Annotated in this window: 12 protein-coding genes; 6 read left to right on the top strand and 6 right to left on the bottom strand. The window is 34.2% G+C overall.

What is annotated here, in order from left to right:
* Nucleotides 1-114 precede the first annotated feature (114 nt).
* From KMW28_RS20270 to KMW28_RS20260, 3 genes are all read left to right on the top strand, one after another.
* A complete protein-coding gene (locus KMW28_RS20270) occupies nucleotides 115-4,785 on the top strand; it encodes a lamin tail domain-containing protein (protein ID WP_169666395.1) in 4,671 nt (1,556 codons plus the stop codon).
* A gap of 135 nt (nucleotides 4,786-4,920) precedes the next feature.
* Nucleotides 4,921-5,163: a type B 50S ribosomal protein L31 gene (locus KMW28_RS20265; protein ID WP_066211405.1), complete on the top strand. Its 243-nt coding sequence runs from the start codon at nucleotides 4,921-4,923 to the stop codon at nucleotides 5,161-5,163.
* Nucleotides 5,164-5,340: 177 nt separating this feature from the next.
* Nucleotides 5,341-6,528: a GlmU family protein gene (locus KMW28_RS20260; RefSeq protein WP_183364008.1), complete on the top strand. Its 1,188-nt coding sequence runs from the start codon at nucleotides 5,341-5,343 to the stop codon at nucleotides 6,526-6,528.
* Nucleotides 6,529-6,625: 97 nt separating this feature from the next.
* Here KMW28_RS20260 and KMW28_RS20255 read toward each other — a convergent pair whose 3' ends face one another.
* From KMW28_RS20255 to KMW28_RS20245, 3 genes are all read right to left on the bottom strand, one after another.
* Nucleotides 6,626-7,210, bottom strand: a complete 585-nt coding sequence (locus KMW28_RS20255; protein WP_169666394.1) for a hypothetical protein — start codon at nucleotides 7,208-7,210, stop codon at nucleotides 6,626-6,628.
* The gene (locus tag KMW28_RS20250) at nucleotides 7,197-7,673 is read right to left on the bottom strand and encodes an RNA polymerase sigma factor (RefSeq protein WP_169666393.1); all 477 of its coding nucleotides are present in this window, start codon (nucleotides 7,671-7,673) and stop codon (nucleotides 7,197-7,199) included. Before KMW28_RS20250 ends, KMW28_RS20255 begins: the two co-directional genes overlap by 14 nt.
* 185 nt (nucleotides 7,674-7,858) lie before the next feature.
* Nucleotides 7,859-8,605, bottom strand: a complete 747-nt coding sequence (locus tag KMW28_RS20245) for a hypothetical protein (protein WP_169666392.1) — start codon at nucleotides 8,603-8,605, stop codon at nucleotides 7,859-7,861.
* 200 nt (nucleotides 8,606-8,805) lie between these two features.
* On the opposite strand from KMW28_RS20245, the gene KMW28_RS20240 reads away from it, so the two are divergent.
* From KMW28_RS20240 to KMW28_RS20230, 3 genes are all read left to right on the top strand, one after another.
* Entirely contained in the window at nucleotides 8,806-9,426 is a 621-nt protein-coding gene (locus KMW28_RS20240; protein WP_169666391.1) for a hypothetical protein, read from the top strand.
* Nucleotides 9,427-9,601: 175 nt separating this feature from the next.
* Nucleotides 9,602-10,621, top strand: coding sequence for a pyruvate dehydrogenase (acetyl-transferring) E1 component subunit alpha (gene pdhA, locus KMW28_RS20235; RefSeq protein ID WP_066211413.1), 1,020 nt, complete (start codon nucleotides 9,602-9,604; stop codon nucleotides 10,619-10,621).
* 201 nt (nucleotides 10,622-10,822) lie between these two features.
* Entirely contained in the window at nucleotides 10,823-11,551 is a 729-nt protein-coding gene (locus tag KMW28_RS20230) for a tetratricopeptide repeat protein (protein WP_169666389.1), read from the top strand.
* Between the two features lie 41 nt (nucleotides 11,552-11,592).
* On the opposite strand, the gene KMW28_RS20225 is transcribed toward KMW28_RS20230, so the two are convergent.
* From KMW28_RS20225 to trxA, 3 genes are all read right to left on the bottom strand, one after another.
* Nucleotides 11,593-12,432: a helix-turn-helix domain-containing protein gene (locus KMW28_RS20225; protein WP_169666387.1), complete on the bottom strand. Its 840-nt coding sequence runs from the start codon at nucleotides 12,430-12,432 to the stop codon at nucleotides 11,593-11,595.
* Between the two features lie 81 nt (nucleotides 12,433-12,513).
* Nucleotides 12,514-13,065 (bottom strand): carboxymuconolactone decarboxylase family protein, encoded by a 552-nt coding sequence (locus KMW28_RS20220; RefSeq protein ID WP_169666385.1) that lies wholly within the window; start codon nucleotides 13,063-13,065, stop codon nucleotides 12,514-12,516.
* A gap of 104 nt (nucleotides 13,066-13,169) precedes the next feature.
* On the bottom strand, nucleotides 13,170-13,487 hold the full coding sequence (gene trxA / locus KMW28_RS20215) for a thioredoxin (protein ID WP_169666384.1): 318 nt from the start codon (nucleotides 13,485-13,487) through the stop codon (nucleotides 13,170-13,172).
* Between the last annotated feature and the right edge of the window lie 199 nt (nucleotides 13,488-13,686).

Genomic DNA, 13,686 nt, shown 5'->3' with positions numbered 1-13,686 from the left:
TCAGAATTATCCGTTGCAAATGTATTTCTATTTTGCCAACTTGTGTATGACAAAAGTTCTTATCAATAGTGACTTCTCTCACTATTCTCATTGCTAGTTCAACGATTCATAACTATGTACTCACAAATACGCTTTTTTACATTATTATATGTACTCTATTGTGTGTTTTTTTCTACTAGGATTCAAGCACAAACCATTGATGTATTTTCTGACTTTTCAGCTCAAGAAAATTGGAATACAAAACTCTTTTCCTCAGGCGATATACCTAGTGGAAATTATTTATTTTTAGATAATACAACAATTCAATCCAATTTTGCGTCAGGAAGTGGTCAACGAAAAATAGACTTTCTTTATAAAAATGATTTTCCTTACTCTTTTAATAAGGATACCTTAGAATGGCTTATCTATATAAAGCATGATTTTTCGATCTCATCTTCTTTACAAAAAACAAACTATTCCAGTTTATTACTTTTTGATGACCTTCTTGAAGTTGATTTGGGTTCCTACATTAAAGTAAGACATCTTGATCAAGTCATTTTTGAAATAGAAACCGATTGGATTTATCAAGATTGGAATACAGTCGAAGTGCAGTTGATCGGCCATCAATTCACTTTAAAGGTTAATCACCAACTTCTCGGAGTATTTGATATACATTTAGAGGAAGATGCATATAAAGTCGGACTGTCATCTCTGTTTACATCAAGCAGTCGAGGTGCTGCTTTTTTCTATAAAGACTTCAGTTTTAAAAAGAAGATCAGACACACAGATCTCACGCCTCCCAAATTAGTAGATGTTTCTTTCTTGGATCATCAACAAATAAAATTAAAATTTGATGAGCCGATTTTTTTGGATTGTGGTGATGTATCACAATTTAATGTGAATGATAAAACTTTAGATAGTGTATTCTTTGATTCCAAAGAAAGCTTGGTACTCTCACTTCAAAACGGTATGCAAGAATATGATGCTATATCTATTTCCTATTCTTATCTATGTGATGAAGATCAAAATATCTTATTGGAATCTTCTTTTGATACAGTTTACACCGATTCCCAACCTCCTAAAATTGTACAAACCTCTATACTAACTCCTTTTTCGGTTTCACTAGAATTTTCTGAAGAAGTCCAACTACTGGAAACGTCAGAAATATCTTTTGAGGGACATACGGTCAAAGAGTTTAGCATCAATGAACATCAAATGATTTTATATTTTGAGGAGACTTTCCCTGAGAATACTGTTTTTGATTTGACACTTTCCGGCATTTCTGATCATAAAGGAAATGTATTGAGTTCTACCGTCAATTTATATTATGATACCCAAAAGCCGAAAATAGTCGTTTATTATTTCCATCCTCCAAATCAGTTTTACATTAAATTTTCAGAGGAGGTGAAACGATTGGAAGATCGTTTCAATTATGCCTTATACAATACAGCAGTAAGTGAAGTTAAATTGATCTCGGGTCAGGAGATTTTACTTTCTTTTGATACGGAAGCTTTGGTTGAACTGACCACTTATACATTACAGATAAAAAATATCGAGGACCTTCAAGGCAATGTGATTAATAATCGATACCTAAAGTTTGTGTATGATATCACTCCTCCAAAATTGGAAACTTACATAAAGAAGGATTCCACCGCTTTTATAGTTTTCAGTGAAGAGATCATTTCCTGTGATTCCATATTTATAAATAACACTTTATATGAGTATGAATGGTCGAGTTGTGGAAAAAAGATCATTCAATTACCTATTAAAGATGCTGATGTTTTAAAACTGATTGGTCTAAAAGATGAAAATGATTTCTCTTCTGATCTTATTGAAGAAGTTATATTTTCTGATGTGGACTCCCTCCTTTATCAAGACTTCGAAGTACTATTTGTTGAACTCAGTATTATCGATCATCATCATGTCGTACTTCGTTTTAAAAAAGCAATAGAGAAGTTGGATTTTTTAGAAGCAGAAAATATCCAATATCAATTTATTGATGATACTCAAGTGTACATCACTTTAAAAGATGAATTACAGAACAACGTTGAGCAGATATTAACTATTAAAAGTGGTCAAACTTGTTCAGGCTATTTGATAAAAGAACATGCCATATCATTTCAATGGGATAATGTTCCACCAAAAGTGAAAGAGGTGGAATTAATCGATAGATATACAGTCTCTGTGATTTTTTCTGAGTTGATAAATGAAGAAAGCATGATCACCGGACGTGTAACAATTGAGGGGGAAGAAATTTCAGCACAAGAATTAGAAGAAAATACGCTGAGATTAGATTTGTCTTCTTCTATCAATTATGGAGAAATACTGGAGCTTATAGTTCATGCAGGTGTTGAAGATGTGCATCAAAATAAAATGAAGGAGGATACGATATGTTCAATTGAAGTCCCCTTGCTTCCCGAGATGGGTAGTATTGTATTAAATGAATTGATGATCGACCCAACTCCATCTCTAGGAAGCCCAAATGCTGAGTTTATAGAATTACACAATCCCACTGCTCAAAATGTTTCTTTTTTTGGCGGCTATTTGATAATTGATGAAAAGAAAATCAAGTTGCCTCATCGAGTAGTAAAGGCAGGAGAGTTTCTAGTTTTCACAAAGCCTCAAGAGTTGTTTTTATTTGAAGAAGTAGCTCATGTCTTACCATTGGATAATTTTTCAGGCTTATTAAATAGTAAAGGAAATATTCAGTTATGGTTCGATGATCAGATGTACGATGAAGTCAGTTATCCTCTATATTTCGATACCCAAGCACATTTAAATGGTGGACAATCATTAGAAAGAATTGATCCACAATTTTTTTGTGATGCACATCAAAATTGGAAAAGTTGTCAACATTCCTCTGGAAGTACTGTGGGTGTTGAAAATTCTGTTTTTGCACTTTTAGAAGATAGTCAACCTATTGAAGTTGATGAGATTAAAGGTGTTGGTACTCGAACAATTCAGGTGAAATTCAATAAAAAGGTGTTGGGAAATTCTGTGAATAGTACAAGCAATTACTCCTTGTTGAATGTTGATAACTCTGTGAATAACCTCGAAATTGTTGATAACTATACCCTGAACATCAGCTTCGATCATGATTTACCGACCGGAATGTTGATATTTTTAACTGTTGATAACTTTGTTGATTGTTTTAGCAACTTTCAATTTTACTATCAAAAACCCTTTGTATTGCCTCAGAAAGTTAAATATCAACAAATGTTAGTAAGTGAGTTGATGATTGATCATTCACCAATAGTCAAAATGCCTGAAACAGAGTATATAGAAATACACAACACATCGAACGACTACTTGTACCTGTCTGAGTGCAGAATGTTAAGTAATGGGGATACAATTGACTTACCAAATGATTGGATTATTCCGGGAGGATACGTGGTCTTGTGTGATCAAGATGCTGAAAATCTATTTGATAAAGATATCCAAGTGATAGGTGTTGATAACTTTCCGATTTTGAGAAATGATGAGGGGTATATACAACTCATCAATACCGAAAATGAGTTGGTCGATGAAGTCTTTTACGATATCGATCAATTGGATGATTCCCAAAAGAAAGAGGGGGGATGGTCGATGGAACGTATTGATATATCGAGCGATTGTTTCAGTCGTTTTAATTGGACGTATTCTGATGACGAAAGAGGAGGAACGGCAGGGGAAGCCAATTCAGTGAATTATGTTTGGAACGACAAGCATGCACCGAATATAGAAAACGCAATTTCCATTGAAGATACGGTAGTGCTCTTTTTTGATGAAGAGATTTCCATCAATAAATCGAAAGATTTAAAAATTAATTATGGGTCGATTGTCTATTCATTATTTGATGTGGAGGTGGATCATCAACTCATTTCTTTTGTTGGGGATGGATCTACTAATGAACATCAAATAATAATTGAGGGGATAAGTGATTGTTTTGGAAATTCGGAAAGGCAGGAAATCGAAATTATACCATTAAACTCAACGACTCATTCGCTTCATTTATCAGAAATACTTTATGATCCTTCTGTTTTGAATACCGATTTTGTGGAATTGTATAATGCATCTGATCTTCCTGTTTTGCTGAATGATTGGGTGATTTCTAATGGATCGGAAAGTAAAAAGATAATATCAGGAACGAAGTATCATTTGATACATCCACATTCTTGGGTGGTACTTACAAGCAATAAAGAGTATTTGATGAGTTATTATCCGAGTTTATCATCAGAAGGTGTGATTGAAATGAGTTTGCCTTCTTTTCCAAATGCGGGTGGAATTTTGAGTTTGTGGTATAAAAATGAGGTAAGGGAAAAGATGAATTATGGAGATCAGTTTCACCAGCAATATATTAGAGATACAGAAGATGTGAGTTTGGAACGTATCAGTTATAATGATAACGCTGATTTGGAAAGTAATTGGACTTCTGCCACTGAAAGTGCGGGTTATGCAACACCAGGGGAAAAGAATTCTAGAAATCAATTTTCGCAAAATGAAGAGGGTAGTTTAGGAGGTTTAACGTTTAGTGCACCAATCATCACACCTAATGAAGATGGAGAGAATGATTTTCTGGAGATAAGGAATTCTTCTGAAAGAGCGTTAAGAATCTACAGAATGGAGGTATTCGATTTGTCAGGAAAACTGGTAAAACAACTTGTTCAAAATTATACCTTGGCTGCGGGAGATGCGATAAAATGGGATGGGGAAGTCGATTCTAGAGAAAGAATGTATGGACAATTTATCGTCTATGTACATATTGAAAATCAATTCAATAGCGTAGAAACGTATGCAAAAGTTATTCGTGTAGCGACCTGGTATTGAAAGAAATAGGTCAATTTTTAAATTTATTTATAGTTGTTATCGAATAAGTTGCAATTTATTTTGTATCAGTAGTTTAAATATACTACTTTTGCATTTCGATTTGGGATTACAGAAAAAGTTAAAAATATTAATAAGATGAAACAAGACATTCATCCGGAGTTCAGAACAGTGTTATTCCACGATCTGACTTCAAACGAAAAATTCCTTATTGGATCTACAGTTGCTACAACTGAGACTATTGAGCACGAAGGTGAAACTTATCCTTTATTCAAAGTCGAGATTTCTTCAGCTTCTCACCCGTTCTACACTGGTAAGAAAGCAGCTATCTCAGCAGCTGGTCGTGTTGACAAGTTCAACAAAAGATACGGTAAAAAATAATTTTATTTTTCTGTACAAAAAGCCATGGTTTCTTTATGAAATCATGGCTTTTTTTGTTTATCGAAATTAAGAGTGCATTTTTGTGGTAGTTAAAAACAACATCATGTTTCTAACTATTTTTTGTGCGTTATTTAAGAGCAGATACGCTAAGCTGTTCTATCATTATCTCCATAGATCATGAATATTATTTTATTCGACAATCCTAAAACGAGAGTCAAACTTCTTCCTTTCACATTTGTTCGCCCAATTGCAGATATCCGTGTGGGTATTTTTAAAATCTTTGAAAAGTGGGAAAGAGCTTTCGATACTAAAGTATCTTTCTTAACGGATGACTATCTTCAAGGAAAGTTTCCTTTAAGACATGGTAGCGATCAATACTATATCAATGGCTCTTTATGTCCAAATCCTTCGATGCTTAATCGAATTAAGGAGTTGAAAGAAGGGCAAGGTTTGGTTTGTGGAGAAGATTTATTGGTATTGCATACTTCACATCAATTCGAAACATTGGATAGTGAAGCAGGTGACTTTGAGAGAATTGAAGTTCCTCAAGAGGAAGTCGTTTTAATTAAGCATCCTTGGGAGATCTTTACTCAAAATAGAGGACAGATTATGCAGGACTTTGAGGTGGTGACAAGAGGTAGACACTCGCATCATATCGAAGATCCACATACGGTAGTATATGGTAGAGCCAATATTTTTGTGGAAGAAGGGGTAGAGGTTAGAGCTGCGATTCTAAATGCACAAAAAGGGCCAATTTATATTGGTAAAAATGCGGTGATCGAGGAAGGTGTCATTATTCAAGGTACTTGTGCTATTGGAGAAGGTACGCGTATTAACATGGGGGCAAAAATTAGAGAAGATTGTTCTTTTGGTCCTCATTGTAAAGTAGGAGGAGAGATCAACAACTCTGTCATTTTTGGTTATTCTAATAAAGCCCATGATGGTTATTTAGGTAATTCTGTTGTTGGCGAGTGGTGTAATTTAGGTGCAGATACAAACAACTCTAACCTAAAAAACAACTATGGACCAGTTAGAGTGTGGAGCTATGCGGATAGAAATTATGTGAGCACAGGACAACAATTCTGTGGAATGATGATGGCCGATTACTGTAAGGCAGGGATCAACACCATGTTTAACACAGGTACTGTGGTAGGTGTTTCTGCACATATTTTTGGTGGTGGTTTTCCTCCGAAACACATTCCTTCTTTTGCATGGGGAGCGATTGAATCCAACGATGTGGCAGAATTAGATAAAATGATTGAAATAGCTGAACGTGTTTTCGCAAGACGTAAGGCGGAGTTTACGATACACGATCGTCAAATTCTTGAGAAAGTATTTGAGTTGAGTAAATTCGATAGAAGATAGTTTTTTGAGTGAAGAGTGAAGAGTGAAGAGTTTAAAACTAAGCTCATTTGTATATAAAAATAGGATGTCCCAAATATATTTGAGACATCCTATTTTTTTAATTAGCACTTTTCTCTAAATCTCCAAAATATTGTATTAGAGTATCAATTTTAGCTGTTTGTTTTTTAATGACTTTTGGTCTAAACACAAACCAATTGATAGCGATCCAAATTACTGTTCCAATTACAAAAGGAATAGAATAGTTAGGATTTAGAGCAACTAAAAGTTCGAATAAATAGATTCCCATTCCTGCAGAGAAAAGAATAAAATAACTAGATATCGTTGAGGTTTGAATTTTTCTCTGCTGCTCTTTTATTGCTTTTAATTTTTTGATATAATCTATAGTATTTTCATCAAATTGAATGCTATTAATCAATTTATGTAGGGTATTGCTTGAGATGAGGAATACCAAAGTGCCAATTATAGCTAAACCTATTCCTATTTTGGTCAAAACTAATTCAGGATTATAGTAGAAACCAATAAAAAGTAAATATCCAATAATACCAATAGCAGTGAAATAACTTACAATAATAGATTGTAATGACTTTTTCTTATAAGATTTCGCCTTTTGCAAAACTTCTTCAATACTAGGTTGTGAAGAAGATTGTTGTTGCCATAAATTTTTTAAATCAAGAGTACTCATAACGTAACATTTTTTTATTTAATTTTTCTTTAATTCTGTGGATTTTTGTACGAACATTTCCATTCGATATTCCTACAATCTCAGCAATTTCATTTTGTGGAACTTCTTCGAGTTCAAGTGAAATAATCAATCGATCAATTTCAGAAAGTGTTGAAATACATTGGTATAAGAATTTGATTTGATCATTATCTTCAAACTGATTTTCGGATGAGGATAAATCTTGCGGAAGGTCAGTAGTTTGTTGCTTTTGTCGTTTCTCTACCGATCTTAAACAAGTATTTGATGCAATTCTAAAAATCCAAGTACCAATGCTTGATTGCTTATTGAAAGTAGAAAGCTTTTGATACACAATGATGAAAACATCTTGTGTCAGATCCTTGGCAAGGTCATGATCATTAACATACCCCATTGCAAGTCGAAAGACTTTCTGCCAATAGTTCTGATATATTTCTTCAAATTTCATTAGTTAAACATTGAGAGCGTTAATTTTTTTGTTTTTCAATTCTTTAGATACAATCGAATTGAAAATGTTACACTAGACAAGGATTTTTTTTAAAAAAATATTTTAGTGTTTAGTTCTAGGTAGAAAATTATATAAAAAAAGCTCGCAATACGAATATTACGAGCTCGTTTTGAGATGTATGTCTTTTAGAAATCAACAGAAACTTTAGCTTTTTTAATTCTATTGATTTTGCGTTTTGTATCAAAAATATCGCAGTTGAGAGAGAAGTAGAATACATTGCCAGTAATCTGATTATAGCTTAATGTTGTTCCGTGAATATTCTCTTTATCACTTCCCCATGATTCATTAAAGAATGGATCCAAGTAATATTTAAACTTAAGATTTAATCCTTCTGTAAACTGCACGCCAAGCATCACACTTTGTTGGGTAGTAACTCTATCGGTAAACCACATCGAGAACTTGTTCGTTTTATTTCCTCCAACAAAAGTTTTCTCTTTATAATGGATAGGTTGTTCAATTTCATAACCGCCGTATAAGAAGAACCCATTTAGATTTCCTACTTTAAAACCCACAGGAACACCCACATTATACGATCTCATTTTCTTTCTAACAGTACCCGAACTAGCATCTGCTTTATATTCATCAGGAACATCAAATATGAATCCTAAGTTTTTGATGGAAAATCCTGCAAATAAGCCAAAATGATTGCCTAAATCCATATTGAAATAGGTTTGACCGTTAAATACAGGAGCAAAACGAATCACATCATTTCTATATTCTTGGTTATTGATGTTATTGGCTGTCATTCCTGAAAAAATGATTTCCATCCCACCAGAAAAATAAAAATCTGTTTTTTTCTCTTGTCCGAATGATGAAAAAGATAGAAGTGCCACTCCGATAAGTGGTAAAAGTAGTTTTCTTAATTTGACCATGATCTTATAGTTTTTAAGTAGATAAATAGTTGATGATTGAAGATTGATTTTGTTATCTACCAATTTACCTGAGTATTTTTTCGTTGGGCTCAGGTTTAAAAAGAATTAATTTGCACTAGTATTGCCCTAAAGACAGGAATAAAATACGTAGGTTGCATCAAGAAGTATTTTTATTGAAAAAAAATTTGATTGAGCAGTAAATGAAGAAATATACCGCTTTAGACCTCGTTTTAATTCCGTCTGAACAATACATCGATTCAATAATTGACTATAATCGTCGACTGCCTGATACTGTATTGAAATTGGGTAAAAAAGAAACTATTCCTCATGTATCAATTAGCATGTGTAGAGCGGAAGATAGTCGTATTAATCAGTTAGTTAGTAAGTTACGAGATTATCTAGAGATATTGGATCTTTCAGAATTATCATCTTTAAATATTTCATCAGTTTATAAGCATAATATAAATACGGTAGGTTGGAATGTTGAATTAAACAATAGTTTAACTGGCTTGCATCAAAGTGTTTGTGCGTTGATGAAAAATTATCACTTTGATCAGATGGAAGAGGAAAATAATGAGGACTTCTATGTAATTCATGAAAATATGCCTTTTTCAGGTATAGCATATCTCAATCAATTTTTTGATAAAAATGCTTACCATAATTATCAACCACATATCACTTTAGGGCAGGGAGAGGCGACAATTTGTGAAGAATGGGTAGGCGAAACGATGAGGTTTGATCGACTTAGTTTGTATCATATGGGGACGGGTTGTACCTGCGAAAAAGAATTATGGTCGATCCCTCTAGACAACAATTATTAGCAAAGAAGTGTGATAAAATTGACAAAAATCACTTTCGGTTAAATATTGAAAGCAAATAAGATTGTTTTTTTACCGAAATATTAGCAGATTTGGGGCGAAAACGAAAAATTTAAAATATATCTTTTAGCCTCTACATCCCAAAATGTGGACAGCTAACACTCAACAACCGTAAGAGATGTCTCAAGAAGAAAAAGTACTGAAAGAAGAGCGTGCCTTCTCAAAAGAGCAATATTGGGAATGGTATGAAAACATGCTATTAGTAAGACGTTTTGAAGAAAAAACGGCACAACTATATGGTCAGCAAAAAATTAGAGGTTTCTGTCACTTGTATATCGGACAGGAAGCTTGTGCCGCTGGTCAGGTTTCTGCGTTAACTAAAGACGATTCTTATATTACAGCATACCGTGATCACGCTCATCCAATTATGTTGGGTACAGACCCAGGTGCTGTGATGGCAGAAATGTACGGTAAAGCAACTGGTACAACTAAAGGTAAAGGTGGTTCAATGCACATCTTCGATAAAAGTGTAAACTTTGCAGGTGGACACGGTATCGTAGGTGCACAAATTCCTATGGGAGCTGGTATTGCATTTTCTGAGAAATATAAAGGAACGAAAAACCTTTGTGTAACTATGTTTGGTGATGGTGCTATCCGTCAGGGTGCAATGCACGAAGCATTCAACATGGCAATGGCTTGGAAATTACCAGTAATCTTTATCGTAGAGAACAACGGTTATGCAATGGGTACTTCTGTAGAAAGAACATCCAATGTACACCACTTATACGAATTAGGTGCTGCATATGATATCCCTTCTCGTCCAGTAGATGGTATGACAGTAGAGGAAGTTCATATTGCAATGGAAGAGGCTGCTGCTCACGTACGTGCAGGTAAAGGTCCTTACTTCTTAGAATTCAGAACATACCGTTACAAAGGTCACTCGATGTCCGATCCAGCAAAATACCGTACGAAAGAAGAGGTAGCTGAGTACAAGGCACAAGACCCTATTGAAAAAGTAAAACAAACGATTTTGAAGAACAAGTGGGCAACTGAAGAAGAATTGAAAGAGTTCGACAAAGGCTTAAAGGCAAAAGTGTTGGAAGCTGTGAAATTCGCTGAAGAGTCTCCATTCCCAGATAAATCGGAAGCATATACAGATGTTTATGTTGAAGAGAACTACCCGTTCTTGGATTCTTAATAAATATTCTAAATTTGTTAATGAGAGAGCTGTTCTTTTTAAAAGGACAGCTTTTTTTATGAATTAAGTGTATTTATGTACATTTTTAGGACTAAACTATGGCGAAAAATATTAAGTTTGGAGGAAATTTTATAAATTTGCCGACTGAATAATATGAACAAAAATATTTAGGTCGAACCTAATAGTATATACATGGCAATCATGAAAGAAAAAAAACAAAAAGTAGACAAAGGTAATACTCACGAGGAACATAAGGAGTACGAAGTATTTGAGAGCGCTGAGGTATTACAGGAGAGAATTGTAGAGACACAAGGTTTCCTTGATAAAAATAAAAATAGTGTAATCGGTTTAGTTGCTGCTGTTGTAGTAATCGTAGCTGCTTACTTCTTATATGGAATGAACATGGAGTCGGAAAACGCAAAAGCTCAAGCAGCTTTATCTCCTGCAGTTTTCTACTTCGAAAAAGACTCTTTAAACAAAGCCTTAAATGGTGATGTTGATGCAAACACTGTTGGTTTCTTAGCTGTTGCTGATGAGTACAGCGGAACAAAAGCTGCCAACCTTGCAAACTACTATGCAGGTGTTTCTTACATGAAAATGGGTGAGTTCGAAAAAGCAATCGATCACTTAGAGAAATTCTCTTCTAAAGATTTATTAGTTCAAGCTAGAGCATATGCTTTAATCGGAGATGCTTACGTTCAAACTGAAAACTTTGATGCAGCGATCTCATCTTACAAAGATGCAGTGAACTACAAGGAGAACGACGATTTCACTCCTGCTTACTTAATGAAATTAGCATTTGCTTATGAGGCAAAAGGTGATGTAGCTAACGCTAAATCAACTTACGAAGCTGTGATCTCAGATTACGCTAAGTCTCAAGTAGTAAATGACGCTAAGAAATATTTAGCATTATTGAATACACAAGGTTAATCTAAACCGTATTCCAATAAAAAAGTCAGTTGATGTTTACATCAGCTGACTTTTTTTGTTTGCAATGTTCTGTATTCACTCGGACTGCTGCCTTCTGCTTTTTTGAAGAACCTACTGAAGGCCTGAATGTCATCATATCCTAATTCATAAGCAATCTCAGAAATGGACTGATCAGTATAGATTATTTGTCTCCTTGCTTCTAATAAAATTCTTTCTTGAATAAATTGAAGAGGAGTTTTTTGTCCTAATAACTTAAATACATTGGATAGCGTTTTAGGAGATTTATTGAGAAGGTCTGCATATTCTGCCACCGTCTTCTTTTCCTTAAAATGCTGTTCCACTAAATAATTAAATTCTTTGACGATGGTGAGTTTATCGTCTTCCAGCTCTGATAATGCGGTTTGCTTCTTTAGAATACGCGTACACAATATCAAAAGCCTTTTGAGGAGCATTTGAAGCATTTCTAGTTGAAGTTCATCCGCTGATTTCATCTCGTATTCAAATATTTTCCACAAGGAGATCAACATTTCTCCATCTTCATTAGATAAATTGATACGAGGGATACTACTTGATCCAAAGAAGAGTACTCCTTTGCAGCCTACTTCGCTATCGTGATTAACAATACAATAGAAGGATTTATTGAACCTTACAAATTTAGCAGTATTGATTTTTACCTTCTCCACTTGATGAAACTCTGTCAGAAATATAATTTCGTTATGGTCAAATTGCCTTTCTCTGCCATCAATAATTAAGGTATTATCATTTGATGTAAACCAAATCACAGAAAGTTTCCCTTCATTCTGATTTAACATCGATGAATCACAATTAGAGGTAAGGTCTAATATTTCGAGGTATTCTCCTGTTGGTTTCTCAAATTTCATAGGATATATCAAATAGAAAAGAGTAGACAATTATTCAAAAATAATTATCTACTCAAAATACAACAAATAAAATTCGGGGGACTAAACTTGTTGAAGTTCGTTTAAAGGTTGTGCTAACGGGAAGTCAACTGCAATCTTCGTTAAATTGTGAATATAGTTGGTCACTGATATCTCAGCAATACTAAGCACTACATCAATAAGATCTTGTTCGTTATAACCTGCATTGAAGAAGGCATTTTTAGTCGCTTCATCGACTTTACCACTGTTTTCAGCAACTGATTTAACAAAAGTGCCTAAAGCTTTCAACTTATCATCAAATTGAATGTTACCTGAACGAATTTGGATGATTTCTGCTTCACTAAAACCATTCATTTTAGAAATAGCAGTGTGGGCAGAAAGACAGTATTCGCATCCGTTCAATTCACTTACCGAAAGGTTAACGATTTCTTTTTCTCTGTTCGAAAGCGTTGACTTTCTGTTACCGAAAGCTAGGAAATCTCCCAATCCAGTGTCGTGCTTACCGATATAAGCATAGATGTTAGGGACGAAACTTAGTTTTTCTTTTAGTTGGCCAAAGATTTCTTGATTTTGAGCCGATACTTGATCGATACTAGGGACTGTAAATTGTGACATAACGTTTAGATAGTTTTAAATGCATGTTTGGAGTATCAATTGATTTCCAAACATGCTATATGATTGAAATGAGTGTAATTAATTTTCTAGGTTAACCGAAAAGATTAGTTGGCTAAAGCGTCTAAGTTTTTTCTTAGTACATCTTCTCCTGCAAAACCAACATGTGTATTGACTACTTCTTGGTTCTTCATAAACACCAAGTTGGGAATACTTCTTACTTTATGAAGTGCGGCCAATTCTGGAACCTCCTCGATATTTACTTTTTGGATGGTAACTTTTCCATCGTACTCATCAGATAACTTCTCTACTGTTGGAAGTAAAGCCTGACAAGGTCCACACCAATCAGCATAAAAGTCTAGTAAAACTGGAGTTCCTTGTGCTACCAATGCATTATATTCTTCGATGTTATTAATCTTCTTCATGATATTTTCTTTTAGTGTTTTTGTTATTGAACATTACAAATATGCACGCTCTCTAAGGGTATTTGTTATGCTATTCTTCACTACAACTTGACAATATTTCCCTTTTTAGACTGATTGGTCAATTATTAGGTGGTTTGATAGGGTTTTCTTGGGGAGAATTCGGTGTTTTTTGAGGGAAAAAGGGAAATAAATGAAAAAT

Source organism: Flammeovirga yaeyamensis (genome assembly GCF_018736045.1).
GTDB lineage: Bacteria > Bacteroidota > Bacteroidia > Cytophagales > Flammeovirgaceae > Flammeovirga > Flammeovirga yaeyamensis.
Note: the sequence above shows the minus strand (reverse complement) of the source record. Positions and strands in the feature narration are given on the sequence as shown.